Consider the following 21,775-nt stretch of genomic DNA (forward strand, 5'->3'; position numbering starts at 1 on the left):
GTACAAATCCGGGTTTGGCGCTATTGAATTAATAAACCATTACAGCGTTGCTGGCATAAATAAATTCCCCTTCCCTATATCTCCGTGGGATATTATACCATTTCCTCCGCAATAATACAATGGAGAAGGAGGTCACAAAATTTTGTTCTCTCCAACAATTTATACCACCCTCTACTTATTAGAGGCTTCACAACACTGTTTCTGTAGACCCACCCGATCTCCATCGGATAAAATTGTTAACAAGGAAAAGTTCTGCATGAAACGGTTTGGAATGAATTGAAAAGGATGAGATGAGTTTGAAATCAACCAGAGCCGCTGGCTTATCCATCATAAGCAACACTTTCGTCGTCATACTTAAGCTGATGGTCGGAGTCATTACAGGATCGGTGGCCGTCATCTCTGAAGCCATTCACTCCTCACTCGATTTAATGGCTTCTGTCATCGCCTTTTTCTCCGTCCGAATTTCATCCCGGCCGCCGGATAAGGATCACCCCTACGGACATGGCAAGTTTGAGAATGTATCCGGTACGATCGAAACGCTGCTCATTTTTGTAGCGGGGATCTGGATTATTTACGAATCCGTCCAAAAACTGTTAAATCCGGAACCCATCCATCTCCCTATGCTGGGGGTTGCCGCAATGGTCGTAGGAGCGGGGATCAACTTCGTTGTAGGAGGCATTGTGAAAAAAATAGGGGAGCAGACGCAGTCCGTCGCCATGCGATCCAATGCTTTGCATTTGTTAACCGATGTCTACTCCTCGTTGGGCGTGGCCCTCAGTTTGCTGTTGGTGAGCTTGACCGATTTTTATATTCTCGATCCTCTGATCGGGATCGGCATTGCGATCTATATTATGAAAGAGGCCTTCTCTCTGGGCAAGGAGTCCTTCCTGCCTTTGCTGGATACCCGGCTGTCCAAAGAAGAAGAAAAGAGAGTGCGCAACATTCTTGATTCCTACAAAGATGAATTTATCGAATATCACGATTTCAGAACCCGCAGATCCGGACCGGAGCAGCATATTGACTTTCATCTGGTCGTTGCCTCCGATTCCGATATCGTAACCGCACATGATCTATGTGATCGGATAGAGAAGGAAATCCAAAAGGTGTTATACGCCCCCAGAGTGTTTATCCATCTGGAGCCGGAACACGAAAGATTGACTCACCGTCCGCTTAAGGATACGACAAACAAATCGCCAACTAAATGAGGCGTTGAAGCCAACCATCTGACGCCCCCATTGGAGAGAGGCGAAGGTCCTCTCTCTATTATATCCATCCATTCGAGAACCTTTCGTCCGACCTCATAGCGCCACCTCCACCGCCCGAATGCTATTTTTTATCCCATACAACAATAAAAAGTGTAGCCAAGGGTCCAATAAGCAATGAAATAAAAAACCAATTCAGACCGCTTCTGTTTTTACCTTGCGCAAGCCCCGCATTTATTAGAGCCAATGTTCCCCAACCTACATAAAAACCATTATCCACAACATCTCTCCTCCAAGCATACTAGATAAAATAATTATAAAGCAAAAAAAGCGGGGTGACAGCCATTTTGTCACACCGGTATACGCTGGGAATGGCGCTGAAGATTTGAGGAATTTAGAAACGCTCGGCAATAATAAACGTAAGGTATAGTAACATTTTCGAAAATTTAGATTACAGAAAAAAAAGGGAGGACCTTACTTATGAAATATAAAGCTGGAAATACTACGCTAGTTTGCCCCTGCTGTCAGAATGATACTTTTGAGAAGGACTATCGGCAGCTTAACTCCAGAGGAGCGACCTTCTTAGGTTTTGATTGGGCTAATCGAAATGCCACCATCCTCATCTGCACACGCTGCACCCATATATCATGGTTTATGGAAGAACCTGCGAGAGGCTGATTTAGATCCCCTGCAATAATCCAGATACGCAAAAAAGCCGGTTTGCCGATCCCCGATCGGATTTAACCCGCTCCCTCTCCTCGCCCTGAATTCCACGGAATTCAGGGTTTTTCCATTCGGATCACTCTTCAATTTTAATATTTTTGTAAGCGTTTACTTTAAAATTGTAATACAATCCGATAAAATATTGATAGAGGAATATAATGCCAATATAATACATTTATATTGATTATAAATTTTCGCGGAATATTCTTCCATTAATTTACAATCATAGTGCGACAGGGGGCCATTATGACAAATAACGGGTTCTATACTTTCAGTTATAATCGTTCTCCGAAAAGCGATAAATTAATGATCCTCCATGAATGGGAAAAGTTCATATCCGGAATGTCCTCGCAGGTCAATATCCGGCCCTTTATGTTCAATTCCTGGAAGCGTTGTAAGGAGCTCGGAATTGATCCGCTTCTCAATGAAATCTCCTATAGCTTGGGAATGGACCAAATTCAGGAATACATCAATTCCGACCGGCTCTTCCAAATGATCAAACCGTTCTTAAAGAAGTTGAAGCAGCACTCCGAAAATACCGGCTATATCGTCACGTATTGCAATGCGGCTGGCGAATTGATTTATTACGATGGCGATTTGTCTATACTGCTCAAAGCCGAAGATATTAATCTGGCGCCCGGCGCAGACTGGAGCGAAGGCAGCGCAGGGACGAATGCGATCGGTACGGCTTTGGTTACCGGAATGCCGATCCAAGTGTTTGCCAGCGAGCATTACTGCCGGGAAATACATGGCTGGACCTGCTCCGCCTCCCCTATCCGCGATCCCGGCACCGGCGAAATTCTCGGTATTATTGATTTATCCGGCTTCTGGACGACCTATGATCCGAGATCGATTGAGGCGGTTATTGGAACAGCTCGAGAAATCGAGAGCATGCTTTACAATCACCTGAAATTGGAACGCAGGCAGCTTTCTCAGTATTTTGCGGAGCTGACCAAAACAACAACCCTGCCTTTAGCGGTTATAGATCGCGGAGGACGGGTCGTTCAAGCTTCCCCGATCCTCTATGATAAGGGCTGGATTTCAGCCAATCATGGGATGAAGGCTCCTTTTCCCGCCAACAAAAGGATTCCGGACAGAATGAGCTGGGAATTGGACGATGGTCATAAAAACTGGCGGTTTGAACTCTCGCCCTTCTACTATGGAGGAGAGGCCATTGGATCGATTGTCTACGCCCTTCCACCGGAGATAGCCAATTTTAAACACCTGCCCAGCCTGGGGCAGTCCCTGGCAGCCTCTAATCTGCCAGAGGAAGAAGCCGGTGAACGTCCAGGCGCTCTGCCCCATGATAAATTGTACAATTCATTGTTCAAGCATCATCCCGATGCCATCTTCTGCTATGATTTGCAAGGAGTTCTTCTCGACGCCAACCCGGCAGCCGCAACAATGCTGGGCTATACTATAAGTGAGTTGAGAGATATCAGCAACCATGACAAATTCATCCTTCCTGACGGCAAGGAGGATAAGAAGCAAGCTTTTGCCCAGGCAGTTGGCGGCGAGCTGCAACAGTTTGAAGCGATTTTCCTGCATAAACTGGGGCATCGAGTTTATGTCACTATCAGCAGCTTCCCAATCATTATCGATAACGAAATCATGGGCGTCTATGAAGCGGTGCGGGAGGTCAAGCCTAACTACCAGCAAATGTTCGAGGACTTGAAGTCGACTAAAGAACAGCTGGACTTCTACTTGAGCAATACGGAAGATGCGATCCTTATCGTGGACACCCATCTTCTTATTGTCAAAGCTAATGAAGCTTTTGAGAGAATATATGGCTGGACAGAACAGGAGCTGCTCGGCAAAGAGCTCCCCACTATTCCAGATTATCTCCAGAGCGAAGCCGAAGAACTTTGGAGCAATCTGTTGAACTCCCGGCATGCCATCCCCTATGAAACCGTTCGGCTTCGCAAGGATGGCACCCTGATCGACGTTAGCAATTGTGTCGCTCCGCTCTTTGACAATAAAGGAAATGCCGTCGCCTATGTGCTAATTTCACGGGATATTACGGAATTGAAGAAAATGGAGGAATCGCTGCGAAAAACAGAAAAGCTGGCCGTTGTCGGGCAGCTGGCCGCAGGAATTGCCCACGAAATTCGCAATCCGCTTACGACACTTAAAGGGTTTGTAAGCTTACTGAGAGACCAGATGCCGGATAAGAACAACTGGTACTTCGAAGTTATGTTATCTGAAATCAAACAAATGGAATTGCTGGCCGACCAATTTTTGACCGTAGCCAAACCCCAGACCATGAGATACGAACAGAGAAATGTAGAAACCTTGATTCGCCAGGTTACTTCATTCTTGTATCCGCTGGCACTTATGAATAATGTACAAATAGCCTTAGAGTCGGAATCTGATCATTTCCCCATTCAATGTGAGGAAAATCAGATCAAGCAAGTATTTATTAACATTATCAAAAATGCGGTCGAAGCCATGCCGCAAGGCGGGCAAGTAACGATCAAGATTCAACATGCCATGCCTTGCGTTTCCATTCGAATCACCGATCACGGATGCGGTATACCCCAAGATAGAATTCCTTTTCTTGGAGAGCCTTTCTACAGCCTGAAGGAAAAAGGAACGGGCCTGGGCCTAATGGTTTGCAACAAAATTATTAAAGAGCATCATGGAAATCTTCACATAACCAGTGAAGAAAACCGGGGAACGACGGTGGAAATCATTTTGCCGCTTATCGCTCCATGATCACGGCCCTGAAGTCCTCGCAAAAAAATAGTCGTATACCGAGTTAAATTGGGTATCTGTTTAATCCAACGAATCCGCTCCTACATATATTGAATTAGCCCACTTTAGAAAAGGAGTGAAAGCAATTGTCATTCATGCCTCCACCTACAGGACCTGTTGGACAACCGGGACCGGTACCTACATCCCCTCCTCCACCTTTTGAACCGACCATTTCTGCTTTTGCAGTGGACCCCCGAGCTATTTCCAACTGCTTATTTAGAAACACTTTTATTTGGCTTACCAATGGGAACCGCTTTTGGTTTTTTCCAACTTTTGTCGGGCGTGTTTCGGTTTCAGGATTCAGATGGACGGGAAGGTCTTGGGTCATTTTTGGAATTAGCTTAAGAGAAATTAGCTCATTTACATGCTTCTAATTTTTTCAAAAGCAAAGGTGTTTTATATTATAGCCTTGCTTTGTAATATCTTAATAAATATACGCTAAGCCCTTGATATTAATTGGCTTGGCGTATTTTCTTACCGGGAAAAAGCTGGAGCAGCAACCGCGGAAAAATCCATTCTCGGAGCCTTTTAGGAATAAAATTAACGAATCGGAACAACCTATGGATGAAGTCTAATATTTAGAAAGGAGGATATTGAAATGAAAAAAATGGCATCACTTTTGATTGCAAGCTGTCTTGTTCTTTCTTTTTCCTCATCTGTATTTGCAGATCCAGCACATCATGGCAAGCATCACATAAAAGCGAAGGAACATAAAGGTCATTTTAAAATGAAAGAAGTAACACCTGGAATGCCAAAAACCGGCGCTGGTGGAGCAAGCGAGACTGAATAATAAGGAGGGGGATTATCCCCTCCTTTTTTAAAATATAAGAAAGTATAAGTTTTCACCTTATACCTGTTCTTATATTTCATGGTAAACGCGCCTGTCCAAAGGACAGCGATAGCCGTTTATCCTCGGTGATCTGGAGGAATTTGAGTGCATAAAAAATATCTGGCGTTCTCCATCATTCTAATCCTGTCTATAGTCTCAGCATGTGGCACAGGACCTTCAGACGGCCAACCCGGCCAACCCTCATCGCAAATAAGTGAACCCGAAAAAGGGATCAGCGTGCCGGAAACAGCTTCTTCCCGATCACCTGAACCTGAGCCTGAACCGACACCTAAGCCTGTCGTCGAGACTCCTTCATTACCGATTAATCAGGCCGATGTTGAGGGTATCATGCCAGTACGGTTAGAAATTCCAGCCATTCAGATCGATGCCAATGTCATCCCCGTCCCTATACTGCCGAATGGGCAAATGGGTGTGCCTAAGCAGTTCGATCAAGTTGGGATTCTAAGCCCCTGGACCCTTCCTGGCGAACAAGGGAGTGCGGCTATTTCAGGGCATTTTGACCATTATACCGGACCGGCTATTTTTTATGGACTAAAAAAATTAAAGCCTGGAGATCTTATCATTTTATCCGACTCACTAGAAAAAAAATTAACTTTTACCGTCCAATCCGTTGAAGTATTCAAAACTTCTGAAGCCCCACTTGATCGAATTTTCAATACAGCCGATAAATCCTATCTTAACTTGATTACATGCGCCGGAAAATTTAATAAGAAGACGCAAGAACATGCAATGCGATTGGTTGTTTTCACACAACTGATAAATCCATAATAGAGTTACGGCACAATAAAATCTATACTCAAATACCCAGTCCCAGCAGATGGCAAATGCATAATGTAAGGTGTACAAAAGAAAGGAGGTTTGAAAAATATGGGTGGATTTTTAGGAGGTTTCGGCGGTAGTTGTGGCGGATTCGGTTGTAGTTGCGGTGGACTGGGCGGCTTATTTACTTCGACTGGAGTCATTTTAGTTTTATTCATTCTTTTAGTTATTGTCTCTCGATGTTTTATTTAGGCCTGGAAAGCGCTAGCTTGAATCGGTATGTATTTTACAGGAAACAGGCGGCCGTCTCTGGCCGCCTTATTTTTAGAAATGAAGTATCTATAAAATTTTGTGCATTTGGAGCGTTTATACTTGGGTCATGTTCAGCTCGAACCAAGGAGAAGCTGTTCCCGCACTGGAAACTGATCTAAAAAACGTTGTGCCGTGTACACTGGAGTTTCTTGCCAGGATTTGATGGACACCATAGTTCACTCCGCTTCCAGAATCTCCGCCGGAAACATACAACCACCAGCCGGCGACATTCTTCATAGGATGGTCGCTCATGGTATTGCCTTCCACCGTGGTCATATAGTAACAACCCGGCTCCTTGATTTGCGATATGGATTGGACCTTGCTCATATCGATTCTTTTAGCTTTATTATCGTTTCTCGTAAGAGGTACCCCTTGAGCTCTTTCTCCTGCAAAGCCTAGAAATTTATGAATCCCAATATTATTGGATAGCGCAAAAAGTCTTTGTCTGCGTCTCCCTGCAGCATCTCCGACTATAACCGTTAATAGCGTTTTATATCCTGTATTGGGGTCCGTATACAAGAATAAACCTTCAGGCTCCCCGAATCCTTCCACATAGCTGCCGGTGGGGGAATATCCGATCGGCCGGTTGATTTCCTCGCTGATCGCTCCCGTCGTTAAATCGACCCGGTACAAATGAAAATCACTGGCTCCCTGACCAAACGTTACATAGAAATCAGAGCCATCAATAGCAAGTCCCTGCAACACTTGACTATTCATCCCCGAGGTGAAAGAGTAGGAATAAAGCTTATTGCTGAAATTCCCGTTTTTGACGTCGCTCATGTTGTAAACTTCCAGCTCGCTCACCGTACTTCCGCTTGTAGTATCTGTAATTCTTAAGGCGACCAAATTATTTTTAGGATCGGTCATAGGGGTTTCATATCTTTTGGAATTAGGAAATTCTTTGAGCTTTTCCACCCTGGAATCGTTAATGGAAATAGTGGCATTAGGCAAATAAGGCACTCTGCACAGCCATTGGGTGACTAACGTATCGCTAGCATTTACATCCAACATGTTGGTCCAAATATAGACTTTGCCATTGGCCCTTTCTACGCCAATCGATGTTCCATGGCCTCCGTTTTTAAAAATCATACTGTCCAGCATCTTGCCGCCTAACGAAGTGCGGGTAACAATAAAGCTTTCATAATTCCCGCCAAAATTGCCGTACACTTGGGAAGCATAAATCTCCCCGGCCACTTCGTCAATGGCCATTCCCTGGTTGACCGTTACGTTGGCCAGCTCCAGATCAAACAGATACACATCCTGGGCATCTCCTGCTACAAATTGTTTTGACATCACTTCATCTTCCTTTCAAAATTTTTTTAGAATAAAAAAGACGTCTTGGATAAAAATGTCGCCTCTTTCGTTCTTACGGACATGTTATCACAAAGATTTCGGGGGATGGAAATTTGTTCCTTTTGTAACTTTCGGAATGTATGTTCTCATTTTTTCCACCGCAGAGTCTTTAATCCGGGCTACATGAGAATGGGACAACCCCATATGCGCGGCAATCCACCGATAGGATTTCCCTTCTATAATCCAATGAAGAACTTCCATCTCGCGATCATCATCAATGGCTGTCATCCGCTCTTGAATAAAATGTACTTTTTCTTCATATTGAGCAATCTTTTTGTACCGTCTATCTCGGCGAATCGTCTCTTGATGAATGGGGTCATGTTGAACTTCCTGTGTTTTCCGCGGCGCTGCTCCCCTATTGAATTGGGCCGCTCGTCCTTCTCCCGCCGCACTCGGCATGGAAGAGTACAATTTAATCGAATTCATCATCCAGTGATAATCCTTAATTAGTTGTGATATATCTTCCATCAGTCATCCCTCCTTATCTTTGTCGCTTCTCTCCGCCTCTTCTTTTTGCGTAGAATGACCTTTCTAGTCTCACTATCTGAATCTATTAAAACCTCCTTACAGCATTGCCAGGTCTTCCAGGCGGATTTACCGATCTTATTCCATCCAACCCATATTAGAAAATTTCAACGTAATAGCCATAAGTCATTTTAACTTGCGCAATTTAAAATGACAGTTTATAATAATGACTATAAAAACTCCCTTAGACAAACTCCCTTCACATCTGCAAGAATCAGGGAATAGTTCAGTAGAACAATGCCTCACAACACTTAGATTCCCTTTAATATTTAGCAAAATTGAACTCGATTCACCTCCTTGATTTGTGCTTTTAAATGACATAATTATCATAACAGTCATTTAAAAGATCGTCAATCTAATTTACGTCATTATTAATGACTTTTGTTAAAAGGTGGTATTTGTGCTATGAATGAGGATGAAAAGAAACTAATGGGCCAACGAATCAAAGCCAAAAGAGAAGAGTGCAGAATGTCGCAGGAAAAACTGGCGGAAATGTTGGGGATGAAGCGAACAAACGTGGCCAACTACGAATCAGGAAGAGTGATTCCCCCGGGGAATGTATTGAAGAATTTGGCCGAAATTATGAATACAACCTCTGATTATCTTCTTGGGCGTATTAACCAGTCGGGAAGTGATGAAATAGAGACCATCGCCGCTCATCATGATGGTGACGATTGGACAGAGGAAGAGTTAAAAGAAATCGAAGAATTCAAAAGGTTTGTTCTCTCCAAACGAAAACAAACGAGGTGAAGCCGTGAAATATGAGGCGATAGTAAGGGAGGCCGATCAACTGGGAGTTGCCATCTACGAGAAGCCAATGAGCCCCAAAACCAAAGGACTCTATGCGGATAATAACATTTGCATCAATAGAAATATTCAAACCAGCATCGAAAAAAGCTGTATCCTTGCTGAAGAACTCGGCCATTATCACACATCTAGCGGTAACATACTAGATCAAAGAACGGTAGAAAATCGTAAACAAGAGAAGCGGGCGCGTTCATGGGCTTATGAAAGACTTGTTCCTCTGTCTGCTTTTATTGTTGCCCATCGGACAGGCATCCGTAACCGGTACGAGCTTGCTGATTATTTAGGAGTGACGGAGGATTTTCTTGACGCCAGTCTAAAGCGCTATCAAGAAAAATTTGGAATTAGCACCACGGTAGGCAAGTACACGATTATTTTCGAGCCATTGGGCGTTTTGGAGTTCCTCGAATAGCACGGTGCGCTTTCCGGCCACCAGGCTGTTCAGGCGCCCCCCCCCCGAATGGAACGAAAGCAAAAAGCCCTTGATATACAAGGACTTTTCCGTAATGCGGTCGAGAGGACTCGAACCTCCACGGGCGTTAGCCCACTACCCCTCATAGCCCGCTAAACTCTCCGGTTTCGGCGTCGAAGGTGTCCCCTAGCAGGTCCGGATTATATTCGTCCAATTTTTATCATGTCACAGGCTATCTGACTTATGGTAAAGATTTCCCTTGATCGTCATATTGAGCATAATATTTCATTTTTTCAAACCCTCCGGGTGTCCTACTCCCTCCAATCAAGACCTCATAGACTCCATTGTTAAGACGGGTTTGTGGTGTGTTTCCTGCATGCCAAATGTCGTTATTATTTGCCTCACGTCGTCGTCCGATGTTAAAGTGATCCGTCTTTCGATAGTCTTCCCGTTAGCCACGTATTCGACGCTTATCGATATGATTAAGCATTTTTCTTGGTGATGATAATTATTCGTCAGGTATCTGGCCAGAGCGACATGGAGATTAGTTTTTAGGAGGGAATAAGAAATAAAGGGAAGGTTATTTCTTCCCTTTATCATCTTCATCTTTCTCAACCGAATTTAATCCGCCAGGTGCGATGGTTCCACGAAGTCGCTTATTAACAAAGTCAGCAGCTTTCGCTACACCTTCATAAAATTCTTTGTCGTCATCTTGTTTCGGCTTATCGGTCATCTTTTAGACTCCTTCACAATTCAATTACAAATAGCATTGGCAGTTTTATGAAAAATATCCAAAGAAATAAGTTGTACCAGATTGACAAAAAATCGGGGGGATCAACGATGCCTAGCCTGGCATCCAGCCCAATAAAGATCCGATAGATTGAGGCCGATGTCCTGGAGCAGGTCCGCACCCAGAAGGGGCCATTAGCCATTTCCCGGGCGCTTAATATCCCTCAAGGACAGACCGGGAATATTATCTCACGCTCCACATTTTAAATCAGGGGACAAATGGCTTGGAGGCAAAAGACAGTTTGTATTTCACGCCGGATTAGGGAAAGCTTTCTATCATACCTACCCTTCCGAATGGCGGGGAAAGTTTGTTGAACGACATGATCTCAAAAAAGATCGCTTTCACGATCTGCAGCATTCCAGCGCCACACTGTTGATCGAAGCCGGCGCGTCGATGAAGGCTACAAAAAGGCTCGGACACACCAAGCACCAGACAACCGCGGACATCTATGCGCACACAACAAAAAAGGGCAGCCGGGAGACTGCTGAGAAATTCGATAAATTTTCTCCTCAGAAATTTCGTCCCCAATCTGTCCCCAAAGCCTAATATAGAACATCCGTACCCATCTGGACTTTCTCCCTAAAAAAGCAAAAAGCCCTTGATATACAAGGACTTTTCCGTAATGCGGTCGAGAGGACTCGAACCTCCACGGGCGTTCGCCCACTACCCCCTCAAGATAGCGTGTCTGCCATTCCACCACGACCGCATAATAAATATTATACCATGGCTTTCAAGGTAAAAGCAATGGTGAGCCATGGAGGACTCGAACCTCCGACACCCTGATTAAAAGTCAGGTGCTCTACCGACTGAGCTAATGGCTCCTATCCTGTTGTCTGTTCGTCAGCCCAGTGTAAAGCGCCAGGTTATCGACAAACTATTCCCCATCTGCGATGAAGATTCATTGGTGACCCGTACGGGATTCGAACCCGTGTTACCGCCGTGAAAGGGCGGTGTCTTAACCGCTTGACCAACGGGCCACAGTGTTATTATCAGGACAATCTTTAAAGCGACAAGTGTTATTATAGCGGATATTGATGCCCTTGACAAGCATTATTTTCGAATAATTTATTTTTCCATCGGCTCCCTATTTTCCGGTAAAAACAGGAACACATGAGTCTGGTCTGACCCTTCCCGTGTCAGCGTTGCAACGCGCGCGGGAGAGTGCACGTAATGCATGATTATTATTTAGCAAAGTAGCAGATGCTTCTCAACTTATCATGATTCATCAATCGCAAACCCAACATGAAAATTAGGATGGTTTGGTTGAACGAGTTACTTCCAATACGTCCACTAACATGGTGAAGCAGAAAGTTGCTTTTATTGGCGAGGGTCGCCGGACAATCGACTGCAATTATACAGTACTTCGGGCCGAAATCGCCGTTTTTTCGATCATCGAATGCAATTATACAGTACATTTCTTGACAATCAGCCATTTTTAGACCTCCAAAGCCGAATCTACTGTATTTTTGCAGTAGATCTTCCGAAAGGAGATCAACAATCATCCATCGACTGTACTTTTGCATTGCTTCATAACTTTTGAAAGGACCTGAGCTCCTCCTTTTAAGACCAATCGAGTCTACTGAGCCTCTCTTCCAGAAGGAGGCAGACTAATCCTAATGAGGACAAGGCCTGATCTCGCCTCTAAAAGTTATACATTCAATAACATCAAAAAAGACCGCATCACGCGGTCTTTCGTTCGCTTATGTATGGCGGAGAGAGAGGGATTCGAACCCTCGCACCGCTTACGCAGTCTAACCCCTTAGCAGAGGGTCCCCTTATAGCCACTTGGGTATCTCTCCATGGCTCCCCGAACAGGACTCGAACCTGTGACAACTCGGTTAACAGCCGAGTGCTCTACCAACTGAGCTATCAGGGAATGTAAAGCGACATCTTTAAATTTACCATCAAACGCTCCTTTAGTCAAGTCATCCGACGGAATTCATTAGCTAGAAATTCACCCCTGAAAAAACTTTTCCCCATCGTAACAGGGGGACGAACATTTTAAGACCTCTTCCATTAGTTTGCCTTTATTTCCCTTCTATATTCAAAGCAAACAGGCGCAGCTTTCCTCTGCATTTTCCGCAGACGTATTTACGAGGATCGGTCTTGCGCTTGCGCGGGTACTCCATCCCGCAAGAACCGCAAACAAGCCGATAGCGGTACGGCTCCTCCCTCCGCTTCCCTGGCAAGGGCTGACAAAACCGGGAGCCGCCTACTTCCTGCAGCAGCCGTTTAAAATCAGCATCCCGATGCTTGTATCCTTTGCGCTGAAGATGCAAATGATAATGACAGAGCTCGTGTTTGATGATTTTCTCGACTTCCTCCGTTCCAAATGTATCATAGTGCATCTGGCTGATCTCAATATGGTGGGTTTTCATAAAATATCTGCCGCCGGTTGAGCGGAGCCTGGTATTGAAGCTGGCCCGGTGAAGGAAAGGTCTTCCGAACGAATTTAACGATATTTGCTCGACCCATTGCTGCAGTTCCTCGTTGGTCATGGCCCGTCTCTCCTTAGTTCCTGCTGCAGCGCAGCTGACATTGCGGTGCTGACGTTGCGTTTACGGATATTCTCTTGAATTTGTACCGTATCTTAAGTACACTGTCAAGTAGTAAACCATTTGCAGCGCAGGACGGAGCCTCTTCAGGCTGTCCGTTCGTACGAGCTAGCGATAGGAAAGAAGGGACAACGGACCAAATGGCCAAAATGAGATACGGAATGCTCAAACTGGGGGAGAGCCTGGAATTTGTGGAGATGCCATCCACCCATATGTACCAGTTGACCGCACTAAATCGCAGACTTCATAAAGAACTGGACAAGCTGACGGCAGGGAATGTTCCGCAGCTTCCTTATTTGATTGCGGAATGCGACGATTTGGAATTGGTAGACGAGCAATACTCAATAACCGGAGGACTAGACTATATTAACCTTCTGGAAAGCACGTTTGCCAGAATTGAGGAATCCTCCTATCCGCTTATTTCGCTTCTAACCGAAATTCGGGCGTTACAAGCTCAATTGGAACAATGGTACGAAGAGGATGAGGAACAATAATGCTCATGGACCTGCACAAAATCGCGAATTTGCCCATAGGGTAAATAAAGAGGCGATTTCAGCAGGAAGGGGCGGGATGCATGCCGCAATGGCTATGCCTACAATTAATGAGGGCCTTTTACAGCAAAAACCGCAAGCAAGTGAAATTACTTAACGATTGCTGGTTCTTTTACCGGACCAAGCAAAGCCAGGCCAATGAGCAATCTCAAGGGTAAGCCCATCATACATTTGTCAAAAGCTGATTCATTCCATAGATAGACGCAAATAAGGAGCCGTCAGGAAATTTATTTCCAGACGGCTCCTTTGCTTGGCTCAGGTGCTTTTTGGGCTCGCTGATCTACTTGTCCTGTTTGTTCGGATTTTTCATCGTCAGACTGATTCGCCCTTTATTCGCGTCTACGTTAAGAACCCACACGGTTACCGTATCCCCGACGGAGACGACATCCATCGGATGCTTGACGTACCGGTCGCTTAGTTGCGATATATGCACCAGACCGTCGTTTTTGACCCCGATGTCGACGAAGGCCCCGAAATCGATGACGTTCCGGACAGAGCCCTGCAGTTCCATTCCCGGAACCAGATCCTCCAGTTGGAGCACGTCTGTCCTGAAAATCGGAGGCGGCAGCTCTTCCCGCGGGTCTCTGCCCGGTCTCTGGAGGCTGTCCAGGATATCTCGCAGTGTCGGAACGCCCACTCCCAGCTTCGGAGCGATCTCTTCCGGCTCCAATGAAGTCAGCTTATCCTTCAGCTCCTGCTCGCCTAATGCACTCAGCTCCAGGCGCAGCTCGCGGAATAATTGGTCGACCACCTCATAAGATTCCGGGTGGATCGGAGTCTGGTCGAGCGGGTTCTCCCCGTCGCTTATCCGCAAAAATCCGACGCACTGCTCAAATGTTTTTGCCCCAAGTCTCGGCACTTTTTGCAGCTGCTTCCGGTTCGTAAACTTCCCGTTCTCCTCCCGGAATTTGACGATATTTTTCGCAATCGTTCCGTTGACGCCCGCTACATAGGACAATAACGACGGAGAGGCTGTATTCAAGTCGACGCCTACATGGTTAACCGCTGATTCGACAACGGCCGACAAGCTTTCCTCCAGCCTTTTTTGCATTACATCATGCTGATATTGACCGACTCCGATCGATTTAGGATCAATCTTTACCAGCTCGGCCAAAGGATCCTGCATCCGGCGGGCGATGGAAATCGCGCTCCGCTCGGCGACATCCAGCTCGGGAAACTCGGTCTGCGCCAGCTTGGAGGCAGAATAGACACTCGCCCCGGCCTCGCTCACGATGATATATTCCAATGATCGGGCTTGGATATGCTGGATCAGATCGGCTACGAACTGCTCCGTCTCCCGGGAAGCCGTACCGTTGCCAATAACGATAAGCCCCACCTTGTGCTTGTCAATCAGCCGTTGAAAAATAGCTCGCGCTTCCTCAATCTGATTACGCGGCGGAGTAGGATAAGTCACCGCGATGTCCAGTACTTTGCCGGTTTCGTCCACGACAGCCAGCTTACAGCCTGTCCGATAAGCCGGGTCTACGCCCAGCACCACCTTCCCTCTCACCGGAGGCTGCAGCAGCAAATTCCGCAAGTTTTCGGCAAAAATCTGAATCGCATGCTCCTCCGCCTGTTCCGTTAACAAATTGCGAATCTCCCTTTCTACTGCGGGAGCGATCAGCCGCTTGTAGGCATCTTCGACCACTGCGGTAAGCGTATCGGCAACAATAGAACCCCAATGCTTAATATATTGTCTGGACATAAACTCATGAACTTTAGGCGATGGAGCTTCAATAGCAACCTTTAGTATTCCTTCCCGTTCTCCACGGTTGATCGCCAGAGTCCTGTGCGGAGGAAGCTTGCGAACCGGCTCCTCATAATCGTAGTACATTTCGTAAACCGATTCCTGCTCCGCATCCTTGGCCTTCGTCGCTACAGTTCCCTCGTCCCAGACGAACTTCCTTACCCAAGCGCGAATCTTCGGATCATCCGCCATCTGCTCGGCAATGATGTCCATCGCCCCTTGCAATGCTTCCTCGGGCGTATGTACCTCTTTCCCGGGGTCCGTATATTTCCCCGCCTCTTCCAATACATTCCCTTGCTTCGGCTGCTGCAGGATCCACTCGGCTAGCGGCTCGAGCCCTCTTTCCTTGGCTACGCTCGCCCTTGTTTTTCGCTTCTGGCGATAAGGACGGTAGAGATCCTCGACCTCCTGAAGCTTGGTCGATTTCTCAATGCCCTGCCTGAGCTCTGCGGTCAGCTTGCCCTGCTCGGCAATCAGACGGATTACTTCCAGCTTGCGGTCCTCCAGGCTTCTAAGATACTGCAGCCGCTCCTCTATGCTGCGCAGCATATTTTCGTCCAGCTCTCCAGTCATCTCTTTCCGGTAGCGAGCAATAAAAGGGATTGTGTTCCCTTCATCCATCAGCTCGACCGTCGTCTTGACTTTGCCCGGAGGAAGCTGCAATTCCCCGGCGATTTGCTTTAATATCCTCTCCCGCGTCTGGGCTTTCTGCTCCTCCGTCACTTCGACGGCGACGGTTTGTTCCTCTATGTTTGCCATCCGTTACATCCATCCTTTACCCGTTTGTTGCTGGATTCGCTGCCATGAATGCGGATTCACACCCTTGTCCTTAAGGGGCCTCGAATCGCCGTTTTCCGGTCCATTGCCACAAAAAACGGGGGTTTCCCAGTTCCCCCGCTTCGCTGTGCCGTTCCCGGTTGTTTTCATTTAAAAGTCAATTAATCCGACACTGATCTGCAAAGCGTCATTCACCTTGCGCATGGTTTCGTCGTCCAAATGAGTAATTTTGTCGGTTAACCTTTGCTTGTCAATCGTCCGGATTTGCTCTAACAAAATAACCGAATCCCGGTCAAACCCATGAGTCTTGGCATCAATTTCGACGTGAGTAGGCAATTTCGCCTTCTGGATTTGGGCCGTAATAGCCGCGATAATAACGGTAGGACTGAACCGATTCCCGATATCGTTCTGAATGACAAGAACCGGACGAACCCCGCCCTGCTCTGATCCTACGACAGGAGAGAGCTCCGCAAAAAAAACATCGCCACGTTTTACTATCAACGTCTACACCCCGCTAACTAAGCGGTCTAATGTGCTTCCTGCATCTTCCTCTGCTTGAAAGGCTTCCGAAGCAATGTTGAGATTAATTTTAGCCATTTCCATATACCCGCGCTGCATCGATTCACGCAAATACCTTTTTTTGCGCTCCATTAAATAGAGCTTCATCGCCTGACGGATCAGCTCGCTCCGATTGGATTTCTCCAATTCAACAATTCCGTCCACTTCCCGCAGCAACTGATCCGGCAAGCTAATCATAATCCTCTTCGTGTTCACACTGGACACAGAACTAGCACCCCCAAACATTCACAACCAATATTACCATTATAGCGGATTTCAAGCAATTTAATACAAGAAAAAATATATGCCTATAGTATATCAATTATGCCATACAAATGATGCAGATCGTGGCGAGTTTCACAGCTCCTGATTACAAACTAGCCATCATTATAAACGTCCATTTCATTCCGCAGGAAAATGCCTAGTGATGCTGCAATTGATTAATCGCATGAAGAACCTTGCCATTACTTACGTAAACTTTAGGAACCCGATGTGAAATCATGCAGACAATTTCATAGGGAATCGTCCCCAAGGCTTCTGCTATCTCCTCCACCGGGAGGGTGGCTCCCTGCTGATTTCCATAAAGTACTACTTCATCCCCGTAACTGGCTTGGGGCAAATGCGTCACATTTATCATACATTGATCCATGCAAATCGTCCCAACGACAGGAGCGCTCTGCCCATTCACCAGCACTCTGGCCTTGCCGGTCAGCATACGGGAGTACCCGTCTGCATAACCTACCGGCAGTGTAGCGATTCGTTCGCCATCCTGTTGGGTCCTGTACACCGCGCCATAGCTGATGCCTTCATCAGCGGGCATGGATTTGACCATGACGATCCTCGTCTTGAGACTCATTACCGGCTGGAGGTTAATTTTCTGCCGGTTCACCTCCGCCGAAGGGTAGATCCCGTACATGGCGATTCCTAAGCGCACCATATTATAGGTCAGTTCCGGCAGATCAATGGCTGCTGCGCTGTTCCCGGCATGGACATACGGAAATCGGATTCCTTTGTCGGCAAAATATCGGACAATTTTATCAAATCGGCGATGCTGTTTGAAAGTATAGGTTTTATCTTCTTCGTCTGCACAAGCGTAGTGGGTGAACAAGCCTTCTACAATCACTCCGGGGGTACCGATGGCTTGCTCGATCAAAGCAATCGCCTGCTGTTCTTGATGGAGGCCTAGCCTCCCCATCCCGGTATCGATCTTAATATGAATTTTGACCGGATGTTCCACGCTTGCCTGTTCTGCCAAAGCACACAGCATTTCTTCATTATACACATTCACCGTAATATCGCTCGCCAGCGCGTGAGCTAATCCCTGTATGGGCGTATGCCCCAAAATAAGAATAGGCGCCTTAATGTTCGCCCGTCTCAGCTCCAGCGCTTCGTCCAAAAAAGCAACGGCCAAATATTTAGCTCCGCAAGCCAACGCTTCCTTGGCTATTTCTATGGCCCCGTGGCCGTAGGCATCTGCTTTAATGACCGCCATCATCTCAATAGACGGATCAAGCAGATGGCGAAATGCCCGTAAATTGTGTCGGAACGCATCCAACGAAATCTCTATCCATGTTGGACGATAGAACGAGTCCAAGCTCTTCACCTACTTCACAACGTAAGAGGGGTCCTTATAGAAGCTTTCCGCTTCCTTAAGCAACCCCCCTTCGGGATACCGGCTACATTGTCTAAAAAGTTCATGTTAATAGTTTATTTTAATGTTAAACGCTTCTCTATAAGCTGTCAATGAATCGCTGGGCTCTATTTTAACGATTGCCCCTGGACAGATTGGGCGATGGCCGCCATCTCTTCCACAGGAAGATCGCCGGAGGAAAGACGGAATTCCACTCCGTCGTAAGTCCACACTAACGTTTTCTGATCCTCCCCGGTCAGCACCGCTAATGTATACCCCAGGTCCACTATCTCCGTAGGCAGCACCGAGACCGCCCGATCTACCGGTCTGGATTGCAGTAACGTGTAGTTGTAAGTTCCTGTGTATCTTTGCAGCAGCCCCTTCCCATCGCCAAGCTTAACCTCCGTCACCTCCGATTGGGTGACCCCTTCCGGAAGATAAGCCGGATCGATGAATACCAAGGTCTGCTGCTTCGTATTAATAGAAGCTTCCTCTCCTTCGGCCCGGGCTTGTTGGCCGTCCTCTGCTGCTTGCTGCCCCTCTCCTTGAAGCATCGTCGGAGTTGTCGGCAGCAGGGAAGCCGTCATATTCCTCTGCATGTCAAAAGAGTCCTTGTCAAATTCTTTATTGAATTCAAAGTGGGTGAACTCCATAGAAACCATGACATTGTTGCTGGCATCCGAAACTTCTATGTTTTGCGGCCCCAGCGTTTTTTTGTCCAGCCATACCTTTTGACGAACCAAGGACGCATTCTGATAGTTGGCCGACACATCAAAAACATAGGCATTGTCCTCTGTCGTCAGTTGACGTTCTTTATCCATCTGGATGCTTTCTGCAATAGACTGGAACAAATAAACCTGCCCCTGATTGTCCGGCCAGTTGCTCTGGAAGCGGAAGCTTTTATTCAAATGAGGAGTCAGCACATATACCCCTTCATCGTTGCGCAGTACAATCTGGGTAATGTCTTTCTTGTCATTCGTCAAGGCAATTCGATAATAATGGGGCTTCTTGAACCATACTTCTACCTGATATTCCTGCGGCTCTTGCCCCGTATGCAGCGTCATCCGGCCAACTCCCTGATAGCTCTCCATCTTCGCAATAACTTCGTCCAGCTCTTTGACTACGGTACCCGCATCCTTAGCGCCGCATCCGGATAATATAACCGCAATACCTAATACGATAGCCGCCATCCATGTGACCCGTCGCATCCCATCATCCCTCTCCTCCAAGGTTTGTTAACCATCCCGGCTTTCGCAAGCCTTTGCGATTTCACTGATACATGTCTATGTAGATACTTGGCCATTTATTCGGACTAGTTTGACGAGCAGGGGCTTGAACGAAAAAGTATGAAATAAAAATTCCTTCAAAACTTTTTTAATTTCAATTGAAAATGTTCCACAATGGATATTGACATCTGCGACAACTTGTCGTATTTTAGATATACGACAAGTTGTCGCAGTAGTAAAACAGGTGGTGCGCACACGATGAAACAATTAGGAAGGTTATCTGAAACCGAAATGGAAGTCATGGAGGTGATATGGGAATTAGCTGCTCCTGTAACGGTTGCACAGCTTCTGGAGCTATTCGAAAGCAAAGACTGGAAAACTTCAACTTTATCGACCATACTGAAACGGCTGATTGAAAAAGGGTTTTTGACCAAATCCATGATCGGCAAGGTGAATTTTTACGATCCTGCGTTGACATTTAACGAGTACAAGAAGTACGAAACCAAAACATTTTTAAGTCGCTTATACAATGGGGAAGTCAAAAATTTTATAGCTTCTCTCGTTGATGATGAGGAACTCGGTCCAAACGACATAGCGGAGTTAAAAGAGTGGTTTGCGCGCAAGGAGGGTGAGAAATGATGGATTTATTTCTGTCTCTCATCATTGCGTCATTAATAGGAACATTTATTTGGATTGTGCAAAATAGTATCAAACCATTCACGCAAAAATTATTTTCACAGACGTGGCACTATTACACTGGCTTAATCCCTGTATTTTTTCTTCTTGGCGGTGCAGAAATCTTAAACAGACTTATTCCGTTTGTACAGTCTATGTTACCTGATACAGGCACAAGTCCAACTCCCGGGCAAGATGTACATGTTCTGCCATTGGAGCAAACGGCAAATAGTTTGTCGCATATGCATCAGCTATTTATCCATCTGCTGCGGCTTGAAAAGGTAAAAGATATAGTTCTATTCGCCCTTCTGATTTGGGCAGTTGGAGCCATCGTTTTTCTTGCTGTGAATGTAATAAAGTATCGGGCATTCAAACGTTCTATTCTACAAAAAAGCCGAGTATGTGATACGGTGCCATGCCCCGTCAAAGTAATCATAAGTGCCCATGCAACGACACCCATGCTAATGGGGTTATGGAGACCGGTGGTTATCCTGCCGGATACTCCATTCGGCGAGAAAGAGCTTGCCATGATTATCTCTCACGAGGTCATTCATTTAAAACGCGGCGACCTGCTAGTAAAGTTAATGGTACTCATGGCCAATTCGGTTCACTGGTTTAATCCGGCAGCTTATTCGCTCAACAAACAGATGAATACGCTTTGTGAGCTTTCCTGTGATGAACAAGTCGTTCAGGAAATGGATAGGGAAAGCCGAAGGCTATACGGTGAAACGCTTTTATCCATGCTGGAGTATGGCGTTATGCAGAGAAATGTTATTTGCACCAGCAGCTTATGCAATTCTAAAAAGAATATGAAAAGGAGACTGATAAACGTGATGAATGTCAAGAAACCAAAAAAATCTATTATTTTGTTGTCTCTTGTTGCGACAATAGCAATGGTTGGAAGCGGCGGAATTGCTGCGTATGCCGCCGGATCGGCTGTCTCGTTCGATTCTTCCTCAGTCAAGGCTAGTAATATTACCATTCAATATCCGGATGGGACCATCGAATCTTACGATAAAGACGGCAATCTGAAGCCGGTGGAACCGAAAGGAAGCCATCCCCCGCGGGAGCTTACCTACGAGGAGATATTGGAGCGGATCAAACTGCTTCAAGAGAAAGGGATTTCTGTGCCGGAAGAATACCTCAACGCTATCAATTAACCATCTGACCTTTCTAAGGCAAGCTGAACTTATCGTCTCTCGAAGACCGAACCTAGAAATCGCGACGTGTCACTAGTCATTCTGCCATTGGTGGAGCATTTTCTGATGCTCCACCAGCATCATATCCGTCCATTTTTCCATCTGCCTTAGCTGGATATCCGATGCTTCACGGATTTCTCTGACCGCTTCCCTTCCTTGTTCCAGGATCTTTATGAGAGCATGGAATCCCTCGATCCTTATTTTTATAGCATTCTCCCAAGCATCCTCAGATAAGTCTATCAAATAAAAAACGGCCATCGCTTCAATTCCAGTGCCGGCCGCTTGGAGTTATTCGGTATCACTTTGTATTATTATTTGTATAATTAAAAGGAAATGTGGTGGAACTTGTCGAAATATAGGCATCATGATGTCA

The 21,775-nt window shown here is 46.1% G+C and carries 23 protein-coding genes, 5 tRNA genes and 1 pseudogene; 13 read left to right on the forward strand and 16 right to left on the reverse strand.

Annotation, left to right across the window (positions count from 1 at the left end):
* Positions 1–290: 290 nt before the first annotated feature.
* Positions 291–1,205 carry a cation diffusion facilitator family transporter gene (locus KJS69_RS21060; RefSeq protein ID WP_213585766.1) on the forward strand — a complete coding sequence of 305 codons (915 nt, stop codon included), beginning with the start codon at positions 291–293 and terminating at the stop codon, positions 1,203–1,205.
* 121 nt (positions 1,206–1,326) lie between these two features.
* Here the strand turns inward: KJS69_RS21060 and KJS69_RS21065 are convergent, their stop codons facing one another.
* Positions 1,327–1,482, reverse strand: coding sequence for a hypothetical protein (locus KJS69_RS21065; protein ID WP_213585767.1), 156 nt, complete (start codon positions 1,480–1,482; stop codon positions 1,327–1,329).
* Between the two features lie 689 nt (positions 1,483–2,171).
* Here KJS69_RS21065 and KJS69_RS21070 point away from each other — a divergent pair.
* The 5 genes and pseudogenes from KJS69_RS21070 (at position 2,172) to KJS69_RS21085 (ending at position 6,540) form a co-directional block, all read left to right on the forward strand.
* Positions 2,172–4,640, forward strand: coding sequence for a PAS domain S-box protein (locus KJS69_RS21070; protein ID WP_213585768.1), 2,469 nt, complete (start codon positions 2,172–2,174; stop codon positions 4,638–4,640).
* 170 nt (positions 4,641–4,810) lie between these two features.
* A pseudogene (locus KJS69_RS29765) lies at positions 4,811–5,053 on the forward strand (transporter); the annotation flags it as partial.
* Positions 5,054–5,277: 224 nt separating this feature from the next.
* Positions 5,278–5,469 (forward strand): hypothetical protein, encoded by a 192-nt coding sequence (locus tag KJS69_RS21075; RefSeq protein WP_213585769.1) that lies wholly within the window; start codon positions 5,278–5,280, stop codon positions 5,467–5,469.
* A gap of 144 nt (positions 5,470–5,613) precedes the next feature.
* Positions 5,614–6,297: a class F sortase gene (locus KJS69_RS29770; RefSeq protein ID WP_249730641.1), complete on the forward strand. Its 684-nt coding sequence runs from the start codon at positions 5,614–5,616 to the stop codon at positions 6,295–6,297.
* 99 nt (positions 6,298–6,396) lie between these two features.
* The gene (locus KJS69_RS21085; RefSeq protein WP_213585770.1) at positions 6,397–6,540 is read left to right on the forward strand and encodes a YjcZ family sporulation protein; all 144 of its coding nucleotides are present in this window, start codon (positions 6,397–6,399) and stop codon (positions 6,538–6,540) included.
* Positions 6,541–6,654: 114 nt separating this feature from the next.
* Here KJS69_RS21085 and KJS69_RS21090 read toward each other — a convergent pair whose 3' ends face one another.
* Together KJS69_RS21090 and KJS69_RS21095 are read right to left on the reverse strand one after the other, a co-directional pair.
* On the reverse strand, positions 6,655–7,893 hold the full coding sequence (locus KJS69_RS21090; RefSeq protein WP_213585771.1) for a phage baseplate protein: 1,239 nt from the start codon (positions 7,891–7,893) through the stop codon (positions 6,655–6,657).
* A gap of 87 nt (positions 7,894–7,980) precedes the next feature.
* Positions 7,981–8,421: a LuxR C-terminal-related transcriptional regulator gene (locus tag KJS69_RS21095; protein WP_213585772.1), complete on the reverse strand. Its 441-nt coding sequence runs from the start codon at positions 8,419–8,421 to the stop codon at positions 7,981–7,983.
* A 462-nt stretch (positions 8,422–8,883) separates the two neighbouring features.
* Here KJS69_RS21095 and KJS69_RS21100 point away from each other — a divergent pair, with 462 nt between their 5' ends.
* Together KJS69_RS21100 and KJS69_RS21105 are read left to right on the forward strand one after the other, a co-directional pair.
* On the forward strand, positions 8,884–9,228 hold the full coding sequence (locus KJS69_RS21100; protein WP_213585773.1) for a helix-turn-helix domain-containing protein: 345 nt from the start codon (positions 8,884–8,886) through the stop codon (positions 9,226–9,228).
* 4 nt (positions 9,229–9,232) lie between these two features.
* A complete protein-coding gene (locus KJS69_RS21105; protein WP_213585774.1) occupies positions 9,233–9,694 on the forward strand; it encodes an ImmA/IrrE family metallo-endopeptidase in 462 nt (153 codons plus the stop codon).
* 580 nt (positions 9,695–10,274) lie between these two features.
* On the opposite strand, the gene KJS69_RS21110 is transcribed toward KJS69_RS21105, so the two are convergent.
* A complete protein-coding gene (locus KJS69_RS21110) occupies positions 10,275–10,427 on the reverse strand; it encodes a hypothetical protein (RefSeq protein WP_213585775.1) in 153 nt (50 codons plus the stop codon).
* Between the two features lie 405 nt (positions 10,428–10,832).
* On the opposite strand from KJS69_RS21110, the gene KJS69_RS30305 reads away from it, so the two are divergent.
* On the forward strand, positions 10,833–11,030 hold the full coding sequence (locus tag KJS69_RS30305; RefSeq protein ID WP_374706691.1) for a site-specific integrase: 198 nt from the start codon (positions 10,833–10,835) through the stop codon (positions 11,028–11,030).
* Positions 11,031–11,107: 77 nt separating this feature from the next.
* Here KJS69_RS30305 and KJS69_RS21120 read toward each other — a convergent pair.
* From KJS69_RS21120 to KJS69_RS21145, 6 genes are all read right to left on the reverse strand, one after another.
* Positions 11,108–11,190 (reverse strand) — tRNA-Leu (locus KJS69_RS21120).
* A gap of 39 nt (positions 11,191–11,229) precedes the next feature.
* A tRNA-Lys gene (locus KJS69_RS21125) sits at positions 11,230–11,305 on the reverse strand.
* An 81-nt stretch (positions 11,306–11,386) separates the two neighbouring features.
* Positions 11,387–11,461, reverse strand: a tRNA-Glu gene (locus KJS69_RS21130).
* A 730-nt stretch (positions 11,462–12,191) separates the two neighbouring features.
* Positions 12,192–12,283: transfer RNA gene (locus tag KJS69_RS21135), tRNA-Ser, on the reverse strand.
* Between the two features lies 1 nt (position 12,284).
* Positions 12,285–12,360, reverse strand: a tRNA-Asn gene (locus tag KJS69_RS21140).
* 151 nt (positions 12,361–12,511) lie between these two features.
* Positions 12,512–12,982: a SprT family protein gene (locus KJS69_RS21145; protein ID WP_213585776.1), complete on the reverse strand. Its 471-nt coding sequence runs from the start codon at positions 12,980–12,982 to the stop codon at positions 12,512–12,514.
* Positions 12,983–13,179: 197 nt separating this feature from the next.
* On the opposite strand from KJS69_RS21145, the gene KJS69_RS21150 reads away from it, so the two are divergent.
* Positions 13,180–13,533, forward strand: a complete 354-nt coding sequence (locus KJS69_RS21150; RefSeq protein ID WP_213585777.1) for a hydrolase/acyltransferase — start codon at positions 13,180–13,182, stop codon at positions 13,531–13,533.
* An 80-nt stretch (positions 13,534–13,613) separates the two neighbouring features.
* Entirely contained in the window at positions 13,614–13,748 is a 135-nt protein-coding gene (gene cmpA / locus KJS69_RS21155) for a cortex morphogenetic protein CmpA (protein ID WP_213585778.1), read from the forward strand.
* Positions 13,749–13,870: 122 nt separating this feature from the next.
* Here cmpA and KJS69_RS21160 read toward each other — a convergent pair whose 3' ends face one another.
* From KJS69_RS21160 to KJS69_RS21180, 5 genes are all read right to left on the reverse strand, one after another.
* A complete protein-coding gene (locus KJS69_RS21160) occupies positions 13,871–16,096 on the reverse strand; it encodes a Tex family protein (protein ID WP_213585779.1) in 2,226 nt (741 codons plus the stop codon).
* A gap of 168 nt (positions 16,097–16,264) precedes the next feature.
* Positions 16,265–16,615, reverse strand: a complete 351-nt coding sequence (locus KJS69_RS21165) for a type II toxin-antitoxin system PemK/MazF family toxin (protein ID WP_213585780.1) — start codon at positions 16,613–16,615, stop codon at positions 16,265–16,267.
* Positions 16,616–16,618: 3 nt separating this feature from the next.
* The gene (locus KJS69_RS21170; protein WP_213585781.1) at positions 16,619–16,918 is read right to left on the reverse strand and encodes a CopG family ribbon-helix-helix protein; all 300 of its coding nucleotides are present in this window, start codon (positions 16,916–16,918) and stop codon (positions 16,619–16,621) included.
* A gap of 175 nt (positions 16,919–17,093) precedes the next feature.
* The gene (alr, locus tag KJS69_RS21175) at positions 17,094–18,266 is read right to left on the reverse strand and encodes an alanine racemase (protein WP_213585855.1); all 1,173 of its coding nucleotides are present in this window, start codon (positions 18,264–18,266) and stop codon (positions 17,094–17,096) included.
* A 164-nt stretch (positions 18,267–18,430) separates the two neighbouring features.
* The gene (locus KJS69_RS21180; RefSeq protein ID WP_213585782.1) at positions 18,431–19,510 is read right to left on the reverse strand and encodes an outer membrane lipoprotein-sorting protein; all 1,080 of its coding nucleotides are present in this window, start codon (positions 19,508–19,510) and stop codon (positions 18,431–18,433) included.
* Positions 19,511–19,786: 276 nt separating this feature from the next.
* Between KJS69_RS21180 and KJS69_RS21185 the strand changes: the two genes are divergently transcribed.
* On the forward strand, positions 19,787–20,167 hold the full coding sequence (locus KJS69_RS21185; RefSeq protein WP_213585783.1) for a BlaI/MecI/CopY family transcriptional regulator: 381 nt from the start codon (positions 19,787–19,789) through the stop codon (positions 20,165–20,167).
* A complete protein-coding gene (locus tag KJS69_RS21190) occupies positions 20,164–21,363 on the forward strand; it encodes a M56 family metallopeptidase (RefSeq protein WP_213585784.1) in 1,200 nt (399 codons plus the stop codon). Before KJS69_RS21185 ends, KJS69_RS21190 begins: the two co-directional genes overlap by 4 nt.
* A 72-nt stretch (positions 21,364–21,435) precedes the next feature.
* On the opposite strand, the gene KJS69_RS21195 is transcribed toward KJS69_RS21190, so the two are convergent.
* On the reverse strand, positions 21,436–21,660 hold the full coding sequence (locus KJS69_RS21195) for a hypothetical protein (RefSeq protein ID WP_213585785.1): 225 nt from the start codon (positions 21,658–21,660) through the stop codon (positions 21,436–21,438).
* Positions 21,661–21,775 lie beyond the last annotated feature (115 nt).

It is taken from the genome of Paenibacillus sp. J2TS4 (genome assembly GCF_018403245.1).
Classification (GTDB): domain Bacteria; phylum Bacillota; class Bacilli; order Paenibacillales; family NBRC-103111; genus Paenibacillus_L.